This is a genomic window from Mesobacillus jeotgali (assembly GCF_002874535.1).
Lineage (GTDB): Bacteria > Bacillota > Bacilli > Bacillales > Cytobacillaceae > Mesobacillus > Mesobacillus jeotgali.
On the sequence record NZ_CP025025.1, the window covers coordinates 2321753 to 2341884 of the forward strand.

General features: G+C 41.2%; 24 protein-coding genes and 1 riboswitch. Of the genes, 6 read left to right on the top strand and 18 right to left on the bottom strand.

Translation table 11 applies throughout. The annotated features are described in order from the left end of the window. Positions 1-43 precede the first annotated feature (43 nt). Both CD004_RS11705 and CD004_RS24085 read right to left on the bottom strand, forming a co-directional pair. Positions 44-1057, bottom strand: a complete 1014-nt coding sequence (locus CD004_RS11705) for a LacI family DNA-binding transcriptional regulator (protein WP_102262933.1) — start codon at positions 1055-1057, stop codon at positions 44-46. 146 nt (positions 1058-1203) lie between these two features. Next, positions 1204-1365 (bottom strand): hypothetical protein, encoded by a 162-nt coding sequence (locus tag CD004_RS24085; RefSeq protein WP_170029977.1) that lies wholly within the window; start codon positions 1363-1365, stop codon positions 1204-1206. A 125-nt stretch (positions 1366-1490) separates the two neighbouring features. Between CD004_RS24085 and CD004_RS11710 the strand changes: the two genes are divergently transcribed. Beyond that, positions 1491-2027, top strand: coding sequence for a histidine phosphatase family protein (locus CD004_RS11710; RefSeq protein ID WP_102262934.1), 537 nt, complete (start codon positions 1491-1493; stop codon positions 2025-2027). Positions 2028-2037: 10 nt separating this feature from the next. Here CD004_RS11710 and CD004_RS11715 read toward each other — a convergent pair whose 3' ends face one another. After that, positions 2038-2601, bottom strand: coding sequence for a GNAT family N-acetyltransferase (locus CD004_RS11715; RefSeq protein ID WP_102262935.1), 564 nt, complete (start codon positions 2599-2601; stop codon positions 2038-2040). A gap of 126 nt (positions 2602-2727) precedes the next feature. Here CD004_RS11715 and CD004_RS11720 point away from each other — a divergent pair, with 126 nt between their 5' ends. Beyond that, on the top strand, positions 2728-2847 hold the full coding sequence (locus CD004_RS11720) for a DUF4023 domain-containing protein (protein ID WP_041965366.1): 120 nt from the start codon (positions 2728-2730) through the stop codon (positions 2845-2847). Positions 2848-3087: 240 nt separating this feature from the next. Here the strand turns inward: CD004_RS11720 and CD004_RS11725 are convergent, their stop codons facing one another. Further along, positions 3088-4653 carry a DEAD/DEAH box helicase gene (locus CD004_RS11725; RefSeq protein ID WP_102262936.1) on the bottom strand — a complete coding sequence of 522 codons (1566 nt, stop codon included), beginning with the start codon at positions 4651-4653 and terminating at the stop codon, positions 3088-3090. Between the two features lie 207 nt (positions 4654-4860). Between CD004_RS11725 and CD004_RS11730 the strand changes: the two genes are divergently transcribed. Next, a complete protein-coding gene (locus tag CD004_RS11730; RefSeq protein WP_102262937.1) occupies positions 4861-5235 on the top strand; it encodes a nucleotide excision repair endonuclease in 375 nt (124 codons plus the stop codon). A 27-nt stretch (positions 5236-5262) separates the two neighbouring features. Here CD004_RS11730 and CD004_RS11735 read toward each other — a convergent pair whose 3' ends face one another. From CD004_RS11735 to CD004_RS11750, 4 genes are all read right to left on the bottom strand, one after another. Continuing rightward, the gene (locus CD004_RS11735; protein ID WP_102262938.1) at positions 5263-5862 is read right to left on the bottom strand and encodes a response regulator transcription factor; all 600 of its coding nucleotides are present in this window, start codon (positions 5860-5862) and stop codon (positions 5263-5265) included. Beyond that, positions 5859-6998, bottom strand: coding sequence for a sensor histidine kinase (locus CD004_RS11740; protein ID WP_102262939.1), 1140 nt, complete (start codon positions 6996-6998; stop codon positions 5859-5861). The genes CD004_RS11735 and CD004_RS11740 overlap by 4 nt, the downstream gene beginning before the upstream one ends. Before the next feature lie 122 nt (positions 6999-7120). After that, positions 7121-8155 (bottom strand): Delta(5) desaturase DesA, encoded by a 1035-nt coding sequence (locus CD004_RS11745; RefSeq protein ID WP_102262940.1) that lies wholly within the window; start codon positions 8153-8155, stop codon positions 7121-7123. Positions 8156-8469: 314 nt separating this feature from the next. Continuing rightward, the gene (locus tag CD004_RS11750) at positions 8470-8760 is read right to left on the bottom strand and encodes a hypothetical protein (protein WP_102262941.1); all 291 of its coding nucleotides are present in this window, start codon (positions 8758-8760) and stop codon (positions 8470-8472) included. Between the two features lie 135 nt (positions 8761-8895). Here CD004_RS11750 and CD004_RS11755 point away from each other — a divergent pair, with 135 nt between their 5' ends. Then, the gene (locus CD004_RS11755) at positions 8896-9726 is read left to right on the top strand and encodes an SDR family oxidoreductase (RefSeq protein ID WP_218973340.1); all 831 of its coding nucleotides are present in this window, start codon (positions 8896-8898) and stop codon (positions 9724-9726) included. Between the two features lie 740 nt (positions 9727-10466). Next, entirely contained in the window at positions 10467-10679 is a 213-nt protein-coding gene (locus CD004_RS11760) for a hypothetical protein (protein WP_102262943.1), read from the top strand. Here CD004_RS11760 and CD004_RS11765 read toward each other — a convergent pair. From CD004_RS11765 to queC, 4 genes are read right to left on the bottom strand one after another with little or no spacing between them, the layout of a single operon-like run. Continuing rightward, a complete protein-coding gene (locus CD004_RS11765; RefSeq protein WP_102262944.1) occupies positions 10676-11215 on the bottom strand; it encodes a VUT family protein in 540 nt (179 codons plus the stop codon). The two genes, CD004_RS11760 and CD004_RS11765, sit on opposite strands and share 4 nt — an antisense overlap. Positions 11216-11234: 19 nt before the next feature. Then, the gene (queE, locus tag CD004_RS11770) at positions 11235-11963 is read right to left on the bottom strand and encodes a 7-carboxy-7-deazaguanine synthase QueE (RefSeq protein WP_102262945.1); all 729 of its coding nucleotides are present in this window, start codon (positions 11961-11963) and stop codon (positions 11235-11237) included. After that, positions 11956-12432 carry a 6-carboxytetrahydropterin synthase QueD gene (gene queD / locus CD004_RS11775; protein WP_102262946.1) on the bottom strand — a complete coding sequence of 159 codons (477 nt, stop codon included), beginning with the start codon at positions 12430-12432 and terminating at the stop codon, positions 11956-11958. The genes queE and queD overlap by 8 nt, the downstream gene beginning before the upstream one ends. Beyond that, on the bottom strand, positions 12432-13088 hold the full coding sequence (gene queC, locus CD004_RS11780; protein WP_102262947.1) for a 7-cyano-7-deazaguanine synthase QueC: 657 nt from the start codon (positions 13086-13088) through the stop codon (positions 12432-12434). The genes queD and queC overlap by 1 nt, the downstream gene beginning before the upstream one ends. 54 nt (positions 13089-13142) lie before the next feature. Then, a riboswitch (PreQ1 riboswitch) is annotated at positions 13143-13185 on the bottom strand. 339 nt (positions 13186-13524) lie between these two features. Here queC and CD004_RS11785 point away from each other — a divergent pair. Beyond that, entirely contained in the window at positions 13525-14046 is a 522-nt protein-coding gene (locus CD004_RS11785; protein ID WP_102262948.1) for a hypothetical protein, read from the top strand. Positions 14047-14075: 29 nt separating this feature from the next. Here the strand turns inward: CD004_RS11785 and CD004_RS11790 are convergent, their stop codons facing one another. Genes CD004_RS11790 through CD004_RS11810 form a run of 6 tightly spaced genes read right to left on the bottom strand, consistent with a single transcriptional unit; the run spans position 14076 to position 20125 of the window. Further along, positions 14076-14969: a hypothetical protein gene (locus tag CD004_RS11790; RefSeq protein WP_102262949.1), complete on the bottom strand. Its 894-nt coding sequence runs from the start codon at positions 14967-14969 to the stop codon at positions 14076-14078. Next, positions 14953-18132 (bottom strand): copper oxidase, encoded by a 3180-nt coding sequence (locus CD004_RS11795; RefSeq protein ID WP_324782888.1) that lies wholly within the window; start codon positions 18130-18132, stop codon positions 14953-14955. The genes CD004_RS11790 and CD004_RS11795 overlap by 17 nt, the downstream gene beginning before the upstream one ends. After that, on the bottom strand, positions 18122-18637 hold the full coding sequence (locus CD004_RS24600) for a multicopper oxidase domain-containing protein (RefSeq protein WP_324782890.1): 516 nt from the start codon (positions 18635-18637) through the stop codon (positions 18122-18124). Before CD004_RS24600 ends, CD004_RS11795 begins: the two co-directional genes overlap by 11 nt. Positions 18638-18660: 23 nt before the next feature. Then, positions 18661-18954 carry a hypothetical protein gene (locus CD004_RS11800; protein ID WP_102262950.1) on the bottom strand — a complete coding sequence of 98 codons (294 nt, stop codon included), beginning with the start codon at positions 18952-18954 and terminating at the stop codon, positions 18661-18663. 26 nt (positions 18955-18980) lie between these two features. Continuing rightward, the gene (locus CD004_RS11805) at positions 18981-19313 is read right to left on the bottom strand and encodes a hypothetical protein (protein WP_233435001.1); all 333 of its coding nucleotides are present in this window, start codon (positions 19311-19313) and stop codon (positions 18981-18983) included. A 47-nt stretch (positions 19314-19360) separates the two neighbouring features. Then, on the bottom strand, positions 19361-20125 hold the full coding sequence (locus tag CD004_RS11810; RefSeq protein WP_158651548.1) for a hypothetical protein: 765 nt from the start codon (positions 20123-20125) through the stop codon (positions 19361-19363). Between the last annotated feature and the right edge of the window lie 7 nt (positions 20126-20132).

A 20132-nucleotide genomic window follows, 5' to 3' on the forward strand; every position in this document is an offset into this window, starting at 1 on the left:
AGCAAACATCAATGTGATGACAGCCTTAGTAAACGTTTACGCATCATGTAAGATTAACTTTTTTCACACTTTCCCGTTCCACAACAGAGTGAGACATAATCCTGCTTTCAACTCTTCTTCCTTGATTCATCATCGTAAATAGCATTTCTGCTGCAACAAAGCCCATTTCTTCCAAGGGCTGCGCTACTGTTGTAAGCGGCGGAATCGCCATCTCTGCAATCGGAAGATTATCAAAACCGATTATTGAAAGGTTCTCCGGTATTTTAATGCCAAGCTTATACGCAGCAGATACCGCTCCAAGGGCCAATGCATCGCTGGCAGCAAATACTGCAGTCAAATCCGGAGATTGTTCAAGGAGTTTCGGCAAACCAGTCAAACCATCATTAAATGAAAATCCATTTGAATGGATTATATTTTCATCCTGAACGGCTAGTCCTCTTTGAACTAACGCTTGCTTATAGCCATCTATCCGCGGCTGGCCAGCTATTATGTCATCTTTATTTCCACTGATCATTCCGATTTTACTATGCCCCATTTTCACCAAATAATCAGTCGCGGTGAATGCCGCATGCCTATCATCAACTTTCACGTATGGCAAAGGATATTGATAGGATTCAGTCGAGATAAGAACAACCGGCACCTGCATTGACTCAAGCTTTTCATAATACTCTTCAGTTATCATTTCGCTAACAAACAGGATACCGTCCACTCTTTTTTCGTTTAAAAGCTGTAAATACTTCATCGTTCTCTGGCCATGTGACGCCGTATTGCAGACAATCACGCTCGAATCGAGACGATGGGCTGCTTCTTCTACACCTCGTAGGATCTTGGAAGAAAATTGGCTCGAAACTTCTGGGAAAAGGATTCCTAATGTATTGGATTTATTGCTGATTAAACCGCGGGCAAATGCATTTGGCTGATAGCCTAGTTCTTTTATCGCCTGATGAACTTTTTCTTCTGTTGCTTTTGAATACCCGCCCTGACCATTGAGGACTCTAGACACAGTAGCAATCGAGACATTTGCATGCTTTGCAACGTCTTTTATGGTATAACTCATTAACTACCAAACCCTTTACGTAAACGTTTACGTTCCAATTTTAATATTAGTATGGTTTTAGCTTAATATCAACCTTGTTTCCAAAAAAAAATGTATTCAATGCTCTGTTATAAAAAAACTTGAAGGCCGAAACCTTCAAGTTTTCATTAGTTGTTACTTTGATTTTCTTCGTTCACTTTTGCTGGCATGGGTCTTACATCAGTAGTAATTCCCGTTAAAACATCACGGTCAAACTTACTGCGATCTTCCCCCGCACCAGGCATTGTATTAGCCATGGGCAGCTGTTCAAGTTCTTTTCCTCTAGGCAATGTAGACACCTCCTATTTTATAAGGTTCCTCTTTTCTGTATAACTTACACCAGATAATCCTTAAAGGTATTCGGAGGACATCTGGTGAATTAATTATAATAACTACATTGGTAAGGGTGATTATAATGAAAATAGGATTGGTCCGTCATTTTAAAGTGACATTAGGTTATCCAAGTAAGCTCGTCACCTCTCAGGAGCTTCTTACTTGGCAGCAGGAATATAATGAGTCCAATATAGAGGAAGTTAATATCGATCATCAAGGACAAAAGTGGAGCAGATGTTACTCAAGTGATTTAGAGAGAGCGAAAATTACTGCGTACAGGGCTTTTGATGGAAATATTACTTTTTTGGAGGACCTGCGGGAGATGTCGCTTTACCCTGTCATCCATACTGAAATGCGCCTGCCGCTTTGGCTTCACGTTACTTTAATAAGGCTTGCCTGGTTCTTGGGCCACAAATCACAAAAGGAAAGTAAAAAAGAAGTCCTTTCACGCATAAACAGAGTTTTGGATGAGGCATTAGTTCAGGGTGAAGATATTTTGATTGTCGGCCACGGGGGAATTATGATGTTCATGAGGAAGGAGTTGCTCAAGAGAGGATTCTCAGGCCCGAAATTTAACAGACCTGAAAATGCAAAAGTATATATTTTTGAAAAAACATAACTAAAGGCGCTTAAATTGAAGCGTCTTCTTTTATAATTGAATACATCTTTACGTCATAATGGGCACCTTTCATGAAAATGAATTTTCTTAGGATGCCCTCAAAGTTCATTCCGGCTTTTTCCATAACACGCTCTGAACCTTTGTTTGCTACAAGGGCTTTTGCCTGAATCCTTACTAATTCCATTTCACTCATTCCAAATTTTATCAGCTCTTTGACTGCTTCCGTAGCAATTCCTCTCCCCCAGTAGTCCATGGAGAGCGCGTAACCGATCTCTGCAGTTTTATGCTGTGGCTGCCAGGAAACGAAGTCAACGGTGCCAATTAGTTTGTTGTCGTCTTTAAAGTGGATGCCCCACGGAGCAATTTTCCCTTCTTCATAAAGAGCAAGAATCATTTTCACATATTCCTCAGTTGCCGCTCTTGTTTCATGAGCTCCCCAGAAGACATATTTTGATACCTCAGGGTTGGAAGCATATATATGTATATCATCAATATCCTCCAGACTGATTTCCCTTAACACCAGACGCTCCGTTTCAAGCTGAGGCAGATTCCCATAAATATCTTCAATTCGCAATTCAGTCACTCCAGACATCGTTAAATATAATCATTATTTTACTCTAACGGTGTATAAATTACATGAATGAATTGAATCGGTAATGGAAAAAGTAACGACGAGTCATTTATAACAGGAGGTACTATAATGGAGAATACCCACGAATTTGTTCAGAAGCTTCATGATAAACAGAGGAAAGACGAACAAAATAGGAAGAGGCAGGGAAAAGAAAATCCAAGTGACAAGCTCCCAAATAAACAACATTAACATAAAAGCGCAAGCGCCTTGGCCAGCCACGACAAGCGCTGGAGGGCCGACCGGTGAAGTCGCTCTTTGACTTCATCGGGCGGACCGAAGCGACTTGAGGAGCTAGGCGCTGGAGCTGGACACTAATCTTAGTTCAAAAGATCATACCATTTTTAAAGTATAAAAGCGCAAGCGCCTTGGCCAGCCAAGCACTGCTAGACACTAAAATAGACCGCAGATCTGCGGTCTATTTTATATATGCTATCTGTTCCTTCGGTTTCTTGAACCGCTACTTCGGCCTCCAGGTGAGCTGGAGTTCCGTCTCTCTCTGCCAGCTCTTTCCTGATTAGGTTTTTCTGCAGTAATTCTTCTTGTTCTTTCGTCAAGCGCACCAGTTGAAGGCTTTTCCATTCTTTTTCCACCTGAACGAGGGGAAGTTGATAGTTGTCCTTCAGGGAAGCTTCTTCGTCCACTCCTTGATGATGGCTGTTCTCTATCTCTGCGGCCCGGACCATCGTAACGTGCTTCACGCCTATCTTCTGTCCGTCTCCGTGAACCTGGTTCTTTTCCTATTTTTTCGCCCCGGTGGTCTCTTTCCGGTTTCCTATCATCTCGTCTTCTTGATCTGGTATTCTTTCCCTTGTAATCACCTGATCTCTGCTTGCTTTTATTAGCGGCATTATATTCATCTGTTCGGGATTCACCTTTTTTGGCGTTCCCCATGTTTTTCTTTTCGATTCTAATACTGAGCTCTGTTTCAATCTGATCCAGCAAAGGTCTATCTTTTGGCGAATAAAACGTCAAGGCGAGTCCTTCACTTCCAGCCCTGCCCGTACGGCCGATTCGATGGATGTAGCTTTCCGTATCCAGAGGGATATCATAATTGAAAACATGTGTGACACCTTCAACATCAAGCCCCCTTGCAGCCACATCGGTAGCAATCAGATATTGGATTTTGGCTTCACGGAACTTTTTCATGACCTGTTCTCTTTTTGCCTGCGAAAGATCTCCATGTAGTTCATCACAATTAATATGATTTGCTTTCAAAGCATCATTCAGCTTACTTACTCTTCTTTTCGTCCTGCAAAAAATCACACCTAAAAACGGCTGATACAGTCTAAGTGATTCAATTAAATCATTTTGTTTTGCTCTGTCGGTTGTGCTAATGGCAATTTGTTTGATGTTTTCCAGCGGAGCCTGGGTTTTCTCAACTTGTATGTATTCAGGCTTGTACATATGTTGTTTAGCCAACCTTTTGATCTCATCCGGCATGGTCGCAGAAAAGAGTAAGGTTTGCCTTGTTTTTGGTGTCTGCTTGATTATTTCTTCAACCTCGTTCAAGAAACCGATATGAAGCATTTGATCTGCTTCATCAAGTACAAGAAAAGCTGCTTTGGAAAAATCGACTGTTTCCCTTCGGATGTGGTCCAGTAATCTTCCAGGGGTGCCGATGACGATATGGATGTTTTTCTTTAGCTTTTTCAGCTGTGATTCAACATCCTGACCGCCATATACAGCAAGGACATTTATTCCTTCTTTATCCTCAAGCAGTTTTTTTACTTCATGGGTAATCTGCAACGCAAGCTCTCTTGTAGGTGTAACGATCAATGCCTGTATATGTGATTTCTTGATATCGATTTGCTCCAGGATCGGCAGCACGAAAGCAAAGGTTTTCCCTGTACCAGTCTGTGACTGTGCAATGACATCCTTGCCATTGAGCAATAATGGTATTGCTTTCGTTTGAATTGTTGTAGGCTCGGTAATGCCCTGTTGGTTTAGTGTTTCTGCAAGCTGTTCTGAAATACCTAAAGATCTAAAGTGGTTCAATGTCAATCCCTGCTTTCTTTAGTCGGATTATACCAACCATCCTTCTCATTATTGCTTTTTGGGCAAGAAAATATCAAGTTTTATATTAATTGTAGCTAATCCCATTTTGGGGTCAGGCTCTTTCTGTTTGGGTAAAATAATAATATGTGGATTTTAATATTTGGCTGTGGTACGATTTACTAATTGAAGAATAGGAAGTGATTATTAGTGATTAAGATTGAACTGCCAGCACCAGATGTAGTCATTACACGAAGCAAGCAATTAGGAGAAAAGGTTGAAGCTGTCATCAGTAGCGAATATGGTTTTACGGATTACCACCGGATCCCAAGGGATAAAGGCGGAATCATCATGTTTTTCAACGCCGATGATGAGTTGATGTTCGTAGGCAAAGCGCGTAAACTTAGACCACGCGTGAAAAAACATTTCGAGGATAATGTTTCCCCTATTAAAAACCATCGTCATGAAGTCCACAAGATTGCTGTCATTACAGTGGTCGATCCGATAGACAGAGAAATTTATGAAACCTATGCCATTAATGTACTTAAGGCCAAGTATAATATTGATAAGGTATTCTACAAATAAGAAGAGCCTGATATCAGGCTCTTCTTATTATTTAAACCATCCTTTTTCCTTGGATTGAGTGATTGCTTCAATCCTGTTGGTCACTTGGAGCTTATCTAGGATTGTCGAAATATAATTTCGGACGGTGCCGGTCGTAATACTTAACTGTCCTGCGATTTCCTTCGTATTTCTGCCATCTGCAACAAGCTCAAGTACTTCCATTTCACGCTCAGTCAGTGGGTTTTCCTCGCTGTATACATCGTCCATGAGTTCTGGTGCGTATACGCGTCTTCCACCCATCACACTGCGAATTGAGCTTGCAAGCTCCTCGGATGGACTATCCTTTAGCAAGTATCCACTTACACCAGCTTTCAGCGCTCGCTGAAAATATCCAGAACGCGCAAACGTTGTTAGAATAATAACCTTGCACCCCTGTTCTTTCAATTCTTCAGCAGCTTCCAGTCCGGTTTTACCTGGCATTTCAATATCCATCACACAGATGTCCGGCCTAAGCTTTTTAGCAAGCGCGACAGCTTCCTCTCCATTACTCGCCTTTCCAACGACTTCCATATCATCCTCAAGACTCAACAGGGAGCCTAATGCCCCCAACAGCATGCGCTGGTCCTCCGCAATGACAATCCGAATCATATAAGGTCCTCCCTGCCAGATTGTTTTAATACCTTTGGTATCTTTATTAATAGTGTCGTGCCGTCTTCTGAAAATATATCAAGGGTGCCATTCACGAACTCGAGACGTTCTCTCATACCATGAAGTCCACTGCCTTTATATAGGTCCTCATCTGTTATATTCCCGACCCCATTATCGCTTACTTCTGCAACCAGCTCCTTCTCTGTCTGCTTTATGGAAATGCTGCAGGTTGATGCTTTACTATGCTTTACTACGTTCGTAACGGCTTCTTTTAAACACATGCTCAGGATATTCTCTGACAGCAAGGATACATTGTTGAGATTGAATTCCTCTTCATCTCCGATAAACTTGATCTCAGCAGCTTTTAACATTTGGCTGACATGTACCAATTCGTCGCGAACCCGGATCCCTCTCATTTCGGCAACCATTTTTCTTACTTCATTCAGTGCGGTTCTGGCCGTCTGCTGGACATCCTTCAACTCTTCTTTTGCCAGTTCGGGATCCTTATTGATTAATTTCCGGGCTAAGTCACTTTTGAGTCCAATCAGGGAAAGTTTTTGACCGAGGGTGTCATGTAAATCACGCGCAATCCTCTGTCGCTCCTCTATTTTTACCAAATCTGAAATCCGTTTGTTCGCATCCTCAAGCTTCTCTTCCAGTTCTCCTCTTTCATTTCTGTTATGTATACTAAACGGAAGTAGTATGACACCGATCCATACAATCACAATGATCGGCAGCTGTCTAATGAAAAAGTCTTCCTTCAGGACAATTTCGAAGTTAATGACGATCGATGTCCCTATAAGATGGATGAAATATAGAACAAGGAATGGAAGCCGGTCTTTGATATTCCCAATAAAATATGCGATAAAAAACGCAAAATATATGTAGCTGAAAAGACTTGCTGATGCTATGGAAATTCCAATTAATATACAAGTCCATAGATATACTGTCCAGCCTTTTGATACAAAGGCCACCCAGTATACGAGAAAGAACAACAGGGTCAGGATGATGCCGACCACTTTGCCGACTGTCGTTGGCAGCTGCCATATGAAGTAAAAAGGCAATATACCAAGGATCGTCCAAATATATGGTGATATCCCCGTACTTCTAAGTGAATTGAAAAACTTTTTGATCATATCAGAACCTCTGCTTTTTATCTAACTGATTATATTTTAACACAAGAAAAATTTGTCAGCTTACAAAAAATTACTCCCCTTATTCCTGGAGTAATTCAATCCTGGAATAAGGGGAGTTGATTTTATAGTTCAGGCTTAGTCTGAGTCGTCAATTTACTGTTTCGCTCATATGCCTTCATTTCCTTGAAGCTGATAAACTGCTTATTCCGTTCATCCCATAAACGGAATTTAAGCGATGTTAAGCTTGTAGAAAGTGTTATTGTCGGGACATTCTGCAAAGGCTTCGTATTCTTGTGGACCTCTTCAAGTTTATAGTTTGGGACCCTCGGGCTTAAATGGTGTACATGGTGATATCCGATGTTGCCAGTTATCCACTGGAGTACCTTGGGCAGTTGATAATAAGAGCTTCCTTCAACCGCAGCTCTCACGTATTCCCAATCCTTATCAGCTTCGAAATATGAATCTTCGAATGTATGCTGTACATAGAATAGCCAAATGCCAAACACTCCAGCAATGAAGAAGATTGGACCTTCAACCATTATGAATGCCTTCCAGCCAATTGCCCAAATCAAAAGACCAGAAATTCCAAAAATCAACACATTCGTTAAATAAGTGTTCAGGCGCTCCTTCATCCTTGCACCTTTCCGGTTAAAACGGTTCGTGATCAAGACGATATAAATCGGACCAAGCACAAACATCACAAACGGGTTACGGTACAGTCTGTACGCGAGTTTCATCCACATCGGGGCAGCCATATATTCATCGACTGTCAGGACCCAGATGTCCCCTGTCCCACGCTTGTCCAAGTTGCTGCTTGTTGCGTGGTGAACAGAATGTTCATGTCCCCACTGGCTATAAGGGAACAATGTCAAAACTCCTGTGAGCGTACCAACCACTTTATTTGCTGTACGATTTTTGAAGAATGAATGGTGCGTACAGTCATGGAAGATAATGAAGATCCTGATCATGAAACCAGCTGCAAGAACAGCGATTCCAAGCGTTAACAAATAGGAAATCTCCAGGCTTTGGTAGGCCAGAAACCATAAAACTAAAAATGGAATGACCGTATTGATTATTTGAATGATACTATCTTTAATGTTAGAGCTTTCATAAGGGGCGACCTGTTTTCTAAGTTCTTTTGCGTTGTGAGTTGCCATCTTGATAAAAATTCCCCTTTCGGATTTGTTAGTTAACCAAATTATAAATAAGGGAAATGATTCTGTGCAGTAGCAGGTGTCATATATGACACATGATAAATGTCATGTTTCGATAAAATCCTTCCTCAAAACCCTGATTTACCAATATTCTTACCTTTAAGACCAGGTGATAATATTTGTTAATATTTTTTTCAACGTTAATTGGTGAAAATTTTTCTAAATGCCAGTAACCTCCTTTAACCAATGAAGCTTGAATTTTCATCTGAAAAATTACCCGACTAGTCCAATATCAAACGCAATAATTTATTTTCAAACTAAAAATTTTTGCTATTTTCCACAAAATCTTTTGTCACTTCCGGTCTAATTGAATATTCCTCCAGCCACTCGAAATATATGCCCTGATTACAAACTCTTCCTAAGATCTCCTCTACTGTGGGGGGATAGGGATTAATCCTTATATGAACGGCCAGTTTATTTAACACCTTTCTGTAATCCATTGACCTACATTGGGCCATCCACATAAGAATCGTTTCACTCTTTAAGGTTACAAGCGGATAAACTTTTTCAATGAGATTGAGGACTCTGAATGCTTCTACCTTCGTCATATGCATGCTCTCCTTTTCATGGAAAATCCACAGTATTAGATTTTTTCCATGAATGCTAGAAAGATACATTAGTTCATGTTCAAAATAATTTTTTAACTGTAATATAGTAAAAAAACAGTCAAGAAGGTGAAGTATTTGAAAACAGCCATTTTAACAGGCTCCTCGAGCGGGTTTGGTGAATTAATCGCAATCGAATTGGCTAGATCTGGTTTCAAGGTGATCGCAACAATGCGAAACCTCAATAAAAAAGAACACCTGCTAAAACTAGCAGCCGCTGAAAATGTGATAGATAAGATAACTGTTTTTCCATTGGATGTTACGATGCAAGAATCAGTCGAGAAATTTAAAGGGTTTGTGCAATCCCTTGTTTCTGTAGATGTGCTCGTCAACAATGCGGGATACGCTCAGGGTGGATTTTCTGAGGAACTAACAGTGGATGAATATCGAAGTCAATTTGAAACGAACTTCTTTGGGGTCATTGCCGTCACACAGGCTGTCCTCCCTGTCATGCGCAGGCAAGGATCGGGGAAAATTATCAATATGAGCAGCATCAGCGGCAGATTTGGATTCCCCGGATTGTCTCCCTACGTTTCTTCTAAACATGCTCTTGAAGGATACAGTGAAAGCTTAAGGCTAGAGCTAAAACCCTTTGGAATTGATGTAATCCTTATCGAACCGGGTTCTTACAAAACAAATATTTGGCAAAGTATTGAAAATGTATCATTGCCCAATGGGTCGCCATATGTATTGCTGATGGATTCAATAATGAAAATATTAACAGCCGGGCAAGATTCTTATGGTGATCCACTCGACGTTGCCAGGCTTGCAGCGAAGATTTCTTCAAGTGAAAGCACACCAAACCTGAGGTACCCTATTGGAAGAGGTGTCAAGACCATGATTCAAATAAAGAACTATCTCCCTTGGAAAACAATCGAAAGAATCGTATTGAAAAAATTAAAGTTATAATGAGCGCTGCGACTAGAATTATATTTCCGAGTGTATGTGCTCTGCATAAGGAGTTCTTAGGATTCTATATACGATTCCACTTTAATTGTATCCTTATATGAATCGAGAACCTCGCATAAGGGTACGATTCTACCTTATTTGTACCCTTATATGAATTGAGAACCTTACATAAGGATAGGATTCTACCTTAATTGTACCCTTATATGGTCCAAGAACGAGTCATAAGGGTACGATTCCACCCTATTTGTATCCTTATATGAACTTGTAAGGCCGCAGAAAGTCACTATACAATCCTAATTGGACCCTTATATGAATCGAGACGGCTGCATATCGGTACCACCTAGCCCTCAAGCCCCCATACATACAAGTACAAGGTTTTCTCTCCAAATACTGACTGCGCTCTTTTCTTATGAAAAGAGTTTTTTATTTTTCCGTTACCATTCCGATACTGGCGAGATTGTACAACCTAACATTTTCTAATTTCATATTTTAAAAGTGCAGATCCTGCCACACCTTAAACCTCATTTGATCCTGTTGTTCGTCCAGCAGGTATTACAAACCCTGCAAATATTGATGGGGTTGGCCATATTCCGGCTTTTTCTCGGTGGACGTCATGAAGAAAAGATTTAAAATACGACTTATCCAAAGTCCATCACCAATGAACTTGCAGGTCTCACAGGACAAAACTTCTGGACACTTAAGAATGCTCTAAGAATGCTCCATGGGTCGCCTTCAGTTCCTTGGGATTGCTGCTAGTTATTTTCATCCTTGTTATTGTGATCAAGAATGAAAAAATCGCTAATATGGTAAGACAAACTGAACAATCAGGCCTGTCCTTATCCAAGATAAAACAACAAGATATCAAAGAAGACGGTGATAATATTACTTCGGCAAAATTCATCCCAATCAAACAAAAGGTGCTCGATCAAAAGATCGGGCACCTTTCATGCTAATTTGTCATCGCTTTATTATTGAAAATATTACTAATAGGGTTAAGCAGTATAGCGCCAATTCCCTGGATGATGGTTTTAACGATAACCTGGCCTAATATAGCTGCGGGAACAGCTTCCCACGGAAGGAAGTTTGCTCCAAGCGGACTTAATCCGATTACTACAAATATTACTGAATCCAGCAGGCCGCCAACTAATCCGCTGTAGAAGATTCTCCAGCTCATTGGAAGCTTAAGCCTTGTGTAAATTTCAGTATCAGTTGTCTCGGCAACAGCAAAGCTCAATGCCGAAGCAAAGACGATCGTAAGTGTATCTCCAAGTATATACGAAACAATAGCTGAAAGAACGAGCGCCAAACCGATGAACATATAAGTTTTCGCACGCCCGTACTTATTCTGCACAAGGTCACGGAAAATGAATGTGGCCCCTATCAGCAATGTCCCCATCGGCACAATGAACATTCCAAAATGAAGTGGCGCAAGAGCAGCTGTAATCACATTAGCAGTAACAATTGAAATTAAGTATAAAAAGATTCTCATCATCTTACCTCCTGTAAGTCTAAACCCCTCTTTTATTTCCCCATACATATACATGAAGCTGCGGAAGTACTCTTACATTGTGCATTTCCACGTCAAACATAACCTTATTAATCAGCCATTCATATTTCTCGACCAACAATGACATTAAGTTTATCCTGTCTTCTGTTGCAATGTTGTCATTTCCTACCTGTAAAAAGAATGCCAAGTCTGGATAACGCTGATGTACCCGTTTGGCAAATTCATAGTCAACTTCATCAAATACGACTATTTTCAGGCTGGCGTTTTTTATAGAGCCGTTCTCTTCCAGACCTTCTACGATTTGGTCCAAAATCTCAAAATCTGTTACCATTCCTGAACTTGGTGGTTTTGGGGACAAGGTTAGTGCATCAATTTCCAAGAACCAATCCTGCCATTTGCTGCCCTGAGTCTCCAGGCATACGCTGATCTTGTTTTCCTTTAGTAATTCAATCAGACCAGATAGATTTTTAATGAGAGCAGGATTTCCACCTGAAATGGTGACATATGAAAAACCATTTCCACCCAATGCTCTTATTTCACTCCAGATTTCATCAGCATCCATTTGCCTGACCAAGTTCTTTCCGGAACCATCCCATGTAAAGGATGAATCACACCAGGCACAGGAATAGTCACACCCTGCCGTTCGAACAAACATTGTCTTTTGTCCGATGACCATTCCCTCTCCCTGAATTGTGGGTCCGAAAATTTCCATCACGGGAATCTTACTCAATCTCCATCCACTCCCTTCTTGCTTCAGCATAGCTTGTAGGAGTTTCGTAGAGTTTCACAAACTCGACCCTTGCCCCCTGGTATAAATGCTGTCTATTTGCCAGGGCTTCAGCCATTTTTTCATAAATCCAAGCTACCATGTTTTCAGCAGTTGTATTCATAGGCGGCAAAGTTTCATTCAAGTATCTGTGATCTAGATATATTTCTATTTCTGATTTCCAAATATCTTTTATGTCACCAAAATCAATCATCAATCCACGGGCATCGACAAAACCACTCAAGCCGAATATAACTCTATAAGTATGGCCGTGAAGGTTTTTACATTTGCCCTCATATTCATGGAGGTGATGCGCGGCATCAAAGGTGAATTCCTTACTGACAAGCACACGCTTAGAATGATATTTTAATTGCTCTCTCTGAATATCTTTATCTATTTTCTGAAGCTGGTCGACGATCCTGAATTCGTACATCAAGAAACAACCCCTTCCAGGTACTCATCCAGCCCTTTTTTACGTAACTTGCAGGCTGGACAGATCCCGCAGCCATCTGCAATGATTCCGTTATAGCAAGTCAATGTTCTTGACCGGACAAATTCAAAAGCGTCTAGTTCATCAGCCATCTTCCAGGTTTGTGCCTTATTCAGCCACATTAATGGTGTATGAATGACAAAGTTCTGGTCCATTGATAGGTTAAGAGTTACATTCAATGATTTTATGAACACGTCCCGGCAATCTGGATAGCCGCTGAAGTCGGTTTCGCACACACCTGTAACGATGTGCTTTGCTTTCACTTGACTTGCGAGCACTCCAGCAAAGGATAAAAACAATAAATTTCTCCCCGGCACAAAGGTTGAAGGCAGCTCTCCTCCTTCCCCATCCTTCACATCGATATCATTTCGAGTGAGTGCGTTAGGAGCAAGTTGGTTAAGCAGACTCATATCGAGAACATGATGCTTGATTCCAAGCTCGCTTGCGATTTCTTTTGCGCATTGAATTTCTGTCCTGTGCCTCTGGTTGTAATCAAAAGTAACTGCTTCAACTTTTCCAAATTCCTTCATGGCCCAGAACAAGCACGTCGTACTATCCTGTCCGCCACTGAACACCACAACTGCTTTTTCGTTTTTCATAAGAAATACTCCTTTACAACAGAAAAAACAGTACCACTAAGACAGCAGTACTGTTTTCCCTTAGTTTTTTTGAGAGGGTAGCTAGAACCTCTTCCGTCAGAACGGAATATGTAATTTTGACTTTTCTATTTTACCATACATTTTATAAAAGGAAAGATTATTTTATTCCGTCACTTTATAGATTTTACAGGGTCCTGATACCTGAGAATTTTACGTCCAAGGGGACATTGCTGCCGGCTCTAGTTCCTAAACGAGGCTAAATAATGTTTCGCGATTAATGTGTGTTTTAACTTTTTGACTATTCTTTGAAAGGCTATCCAGAAGATACTTTAAATGATCAAGTTCCCTAACAGGGCGTCTTGCTCATTCGAAAATCTTTTACAGGAATAAAATAGATACAGGCACCTATTTCACGAAACTAAAAAGGAGGATACAAATGGATATTGGGGCTTATTTTTCAAGGAGCCGAGATAACTCTGAACAGAATTCTCATGAATTCCATAACTGCGACCATCCACAATGCCAGGATGTTGAGTCAGCCTTTTCATTTGGCTCACAAGCAGATGGCCCAACCTTGGATGAGCTGGAATCAAGTTCGCATCATGGATATTGCCATAGCAACAAAGATGATTGTGTCCCGATTATTTTCGACCGACGCTATAATTTCGCTGATCGAGATTTATGCAGCAGACATTTCAGCGTCCGTCTGGGTGGTTTGCGGCACAAAATGGCAGCCGTATTGCGAGGTTATATTGGATGCAAGGTTATTATTGGGTCTGAATGTGATGGCAAGGTTAAAAAAGTCAATGGTCGTATTTCCTTTGTCGGAACAGATTTTGTCGAGCTAGTCATCCACGAAAACAAAAAGGGCAATCAAAAACACTCAAAAAAGAAATATAGGATGATTCCGTTTGATTCGATCAACTGGTTTGAAAGGGATGAAGGAAACAACGCCTGAGCAATTGCTCAGGCGCTTCTAATTGTGTATCAAGCTTTTTTCAGGTAACAGAACGACGTAAAAAGTATTTCTTTAACTTGCCCATTATCGCTGACTAGATTAACGTGTCCGTTTTCTATCCCTGTCAATAAACCTATTACCTTTTCAGAGTTTGTATAAATTGTTACTTTTTCATCTGTAAATGTTTTAAGGTACATTGATAACTTAATCCTGAAAAAGATCTGGATCAGCTCAGGATCATGAGCTACTGTTTCTCCAAAATTAAAGGTCAGATCCCTCCGGAAACATGGATCGATATCTAGTAAAGGAGCTTGGGGTCTATGTGGGTGATAAGGCTTTTTAGATAAAACCAGACAAATCTTATTGAAAGGTATAATGAATGTTTTTCTATTTTTCTGGAGCAGGACAAAATTACTTCCCACTAATTGGACAAATCCTTCCAGGAAATTTTTGCCCAACTTCTTCTTTTTATACCTATGCTTGCGCTTCTTCTTGGCAAGCCGTTTCTTTTTGGAACGCTTTTTCCTCTCTGTCTTCTTGTTTATTACTTCCTCAATTGGATCTGCTAGACTAGCTTCTGTATTGTTCTCAACATGATCTGAACAGTTTATTTTAACCTTCACCATTTGTCCTGCCAGGCCATCGAATAAAATCCTCCGGCCAAGCTCAGACTGCTCATTTGATAGACCGAGATCCAATAGCATGCGATTGGCCCCATCGATTTTTTCTTCAAGTTCGTGCAACTGACCTTCAGGCATACAAGATGTCGGCGAAGGGATTTTTGGAGTTTCGATTCTATCAGGACAATCATCAGGGAAACAGAAATCATCTTCTGGACTGTTTGCTGAGGAGGAACTGCTTTCCATCAACTCATGGCTTGAAGACTCCTCAACTGGGATTTCAATTTTATGCCTTTTTTTCATCGTCCCACTCCCCTTTAACTTCCTCAAGTCGTGGCAGATTTTGCTTCGTATCCTTATGAACACGGAAGATCCCCCACATACCCAATTCTATGTCCCAACGGATATTGCCGGACCGGTACAAGTAATCACCAGGGAAATTGAAAACTCCTCCTGCGCCACCAATCAAGCGCAAGTCATCAGTATGGCCAGTAACCATATGGCCTATAAATGACTGAATACGAGAATCAAGATCTTTACTGTCGAATTTCCAATAATGTCCGTGAAGGTGGAAAGTGTGAGATCTTCGCCTTTCTGCTGGAGTGGTAATCCGTATAACCACTGCCTCGCCCGGATAAGCTTCGAATAAAGGTGTCGCAGGATCCCCGAATATTTCTGATGAAAACAGCTCGTGTATTACCGGGTGATCCTTGTAACGATTGATCAACCTCTCACTCCTGTAGTTAAATCCCCTTGAACCATAATCATACGTATCGACCTCTTCTAGCACCTCTGTATCTGGTATAACCCCATCCATTGGGTCAATGATTACCTTTCCAGTTTTATCCTCCAGTCTTACACCATCGTGCAATATGAGGACGAATTCTCTTATAGCAGGTAGCAAGGGGTGACGAAGAATCACATTTTCGCCTGTATTTACTTTTTCCAAGCTGTGAGGATCCAGGTATGTTGTAAACCTGGATTCGGCAATAAAAGCACCAAATGTACCAAACGAACGGTGATTTCGCAAATCGGCCATGTCCCACATAGAACACATTCCAAACTGGCCATCAACAAACCATCTATAAGTGATTGTCTCACCGGGACCGACAGTCTGGTCCGGATTGAAACCAACTGTATCTCCACTGGATGTCTTTACATCATAATTCAGCAGGCTAGTATGGAGTGATATCCTTAGTGAAGGCGGATAAAAAGATTGTTCTTTTACCGGAGGGTAAGGATGGATTCCATCTTGAAATGGAAAAAGCTCTTTCTTCAGCTCACTTGTCAGGGTCACCTCTACAAGGTCACCGACATTTGCCCTTAAAATTAGTGGCACCGGATTCTTTTTGCCAGAGAGAATGTCTTCTACATCCTCTTTTAGAGCGAAGATAATACCAAATGGGTCATGATCGCCATATGAGTTATATTGGATTGGTGTCTGGAAGGCGACTACCTCGAACTTCTTGACAGGTGAGCCATGGTAAGCCCCTGGCGGTAGACTGGCAAGAGGATTTGCTTTTGCAGGCGGTTTGCCTGTTGGCTTTGGAGTTTCAGCGGATCCTTTCGGCAGAGCTTCTCGGTCAGCCAATACGATCAAATCATCCATTTTTGAGTTATACGCCCGGATTAAACCCCATGTCCCAAGCCATACATCTTCTTCATCTTCAAAAGCCCAAAGGTAATCCCCGGAAGCAGGTATCTCAGTCTCAAAAGTAAACGACTCAGAAATTCCGATATGCTGCTGCGCTTTCATGGATGAACCCAAATCGGGGCGCTCTTCTTTCCATCTTAAACCATGGATATTGAAGCTGTGAGATTCCTCATGTGCTCCCTGCAATAGCCTGATCCTGATGGGGTCTCCTTCATAAGCTTTTAGTATTGGTGTTACAGGATCACCATGTACATAGGAACTGAAGGAATATGCGGGATCACAATCCTCACCAAGCCTGAACTTCAAAGGTTCACATTTAAAATTGACACCAAAAACACCTGGGTCATCCTCGGAACCAGGATACCTTGGCGGCTGGATTGGGCGTCCGTTTTTATCGAATAAAAGGGCAAAATCATGGACGAAAAGTGTTTGGTCACGATAATCCGGGATTAACGGGTGTTCTACTGAAATCTGGGTTCCGTGGTCCACCTCATCACCTGTTCTAGAATCAAGAAATCTGGAGAAACGCGGCTGAATGACGCCTGCTCCGAAAACTCCATGCTGTTGGTGTGAGTTAGCAAATAAGTGGTCATGGAAGAAAAAAGCTTTTAATTCGGTTTCCGCATACCACTCATAGCGAATCGTCTGTCCTGGAAGAACAGCACTGTCATAATTCCAGCCTACATTTCCTCCATCGCAGGCAAGTACATCAAATTTTACGAAGTGAATGTGAAAACCATTTTCATACGTCCTTGTCACCAGCTGAAATGCATCACCGTCTAAAATATGCGGCATGCGATTTGTGTAATTCATACGTATACATGTACCTGCAGGAACATGGAATACAAGCGGCTCAGGCTCTTTTTTCCCTGAAAGGATATCATCCAAATCTTCATCCATCACATAAAATCTAGCCTTCGGGTCATGCCAGCCCTGTTTGTTATAGACGACAGGCATTTCAATGGCAGATACATTGAATTCGACTACCACTGGGTCCTGGTCTAGGCAAGGGTCAACAAACACTGCTCCCGGACGGGGATTTGCAATCGCTGCATTCCGTTCCAGCTCAGTCATCTCCCGCCCTCCTACAATGCCCAGTGGCGGCCTCGGTGCTTTGTAACCGACTTTTCCTGGTATGAAATTAGGGAAGCCAGGTTTTTCACGGGTTGGCTTTGGTGGTGCCGGACGGTCCGGCAGAGGTTTTAGAGCATCAATACGAACACCATTCGGATAACATTGGCTTCCATCCTGTAGTGTATTAAAAACCCTGTTGATTCCCCACATCCCTATACCGAAATGTGGGTACAGGTGGCAATGGATGATGGAATCTCCAATAGCCCCGTGAAGACTCCCTAGTCCGTAAAGCGGCTGAATTGAATAATGTGTTTGCGGGCTAATGGATTGGGCATCTAGAATTTCCGCATTAATATTGCTGGAATCTCCCAGCCATTGATGGACATGGTAATGGAAAACATGTGTTTCTTTTACCCCTCCATGGATCAGCCTGATTACTGCCGGATCCCCTACATACCCCCTTAAAATCGGAGTGGAGGGATCACCAAACACCCATGAGTCATGGTGGACTTCTTCTGAATCACAATCCGGACATACTACACCCGCCTCTATCAGTCTTTTACGGTTTGTCATAGGTTCATAGCGAAGATTCACTCCATGGAAGGATTCAGCTTCCTGGTTCGTCATTGGGTTGAATGGCCGATTTCCCGTTAGATCCTTAATTTCCATTTCATCATTGAAGAACCAGGCGTACTCTCTGAATGATGGCAGAAAAGGATGGTGTATGTCAGCATACACACCACTTTTTTATTGGATTGCCCGTAACAGGATCAGTCCAGCTAGAGCCCCTTTTTTGGACAAGCAGAGCACCGAATAATCCCTGGACACTTGATCCTTGTTCGGTGCTTGATACATTCCCAAGATCGGTGAAAAAGTAAATACCTTCCTGACTAGCATTAATCCGGTAAATAATCTGCGCTCCTGGTTCTACCGTTGTATCTGGGTTATAACCTGCATCCGCTCCGTCGGATGTCAGAACATTATAATCAGCTTCCTGAAAGTGCATTCCTGCTGAAAAAGGAAGCTGGTTTTCAAAAAGTATTTCAACTATATCCCCTTCGTTGGCGCGAATAGCTAACGGTTGAACAAGATCAACAGGCTTATAAGGGTTTTTTCGCACAAGGTCTTTAAGCTCCGGCTCATTTTCCTTTAGGACATAAATTCTTCCGTTAGGATTATGATCACCGAACGTATTAACTACTATTCTCGTGGAAATTCCGACAATATGATATTTTCGTATCATGTATTTCCCCCCTTCGTTAGAATCTAATAGTCTTCAAGCTTTGGTATTTGTGGTGCCCCTGGCCTTTCGATATAGAAAACTTCAATGTTGTGAATGTGTATATACCAAGTCCGATCTTCCAATTGGGCAAAGTGAGTAGTCTCCACATCAATCATGACTGTATCACCTAGCAATTCCTTGATCATGCCAACGAACATATAGGGATATGATGGAGAAATCACAAGTGCCTTGTGTCCGATTCCATTTCTAAAATGTTCCAAAATAGCTGTATCATGAATATCATTTACATTTGTCATTTTTGAGTAGTCTAAGGACATCAATAATGCCTCCTTTACCTCTATGGTTAAACTAAGGGTATTCTCATCGAACAATCTACATCTGTAGTGAAATGGGCAATTTTTTCAAATGGAATGGACAGTGGAATCGGAAATTTATGAAACGGAGCATTCAAAATTTTGATTGTTACAGGAGTAAGTGTTAAATGACCAGGTTCAACTTCAGCTAACGTCCCACAAAAAATCGGCCTGAAGGTTTGCCCTAAAATATTTAATTGTGATGATTCTGTTATAATCAGAATTTGTTTCCCCATCTGCTGACTAAAAAAATCAAATAATGGATCATTGACTTTAGCGTCATTTGAAATAGGCGATAATGAGTTTAATTGAAAGTCTTGCATGTATTTCACCCTTTCTCGAAAATAAGAACTCTTAGGAAATAAAGTACCTATCGGAATAGTGACGTTAATATATTCTTCCCCATTAAAAGTACCCGATTAAAAAAGCGGGCAGAAATGAGATGTGATAAATCATCGAAAGCAATTTGTCTTTTTGAGCTAACAGATTGTAATAAAACACTTTCTTCGGTTACCGAGATGATTTTGCCCCAGACCGTTTCTTCAGGAGTAACAGCTTTGACCCATACTCCTTTCCATCTCTCAAGGTTGCTCCTAAGGGATTCTTCGAAAAATTGATGGATTAATACATCCCGTTTGGCAACTGTTTCACCAAAATTCGTTGTCAGTTTTCGTTTTAAGTCATTATCATAGATGAAATTTTGATGGGCATTTTCATAGGTCGGCACTCCGGATGGAGAATTTGCTGATAATATCGTTTTATATGGGATCCAGATACGGTCTTTTAAATTCGTCAGTATGACAAAATCTCTTCCAATCGCATTGACCTTCCCTGAGGTTTCCCAAGTAGCACCTTGAAGCTCAAAATAGACTATTACTTCTTGATTCCGTTTCATCTTAAAGAACTTCTTTAAAATCAAAGTTTTTTTAAATTCAGGAACAGCATTCGCCAGTGTTTGGAGGTTTTTTTGTTCCAGGTATTCGGCTATGATCTTATTCTCTTCTAGTGATGTTGCACTTGGTGGAGAAGTAATTTGATCACCGACTTCATGAATAGGATCTAGATTCCTGACTTCATTCTTTCTGTCTTCTAACAGATTTTTCAAATAATCCGAATGACGCATACCTGTTTTCAACGGATTT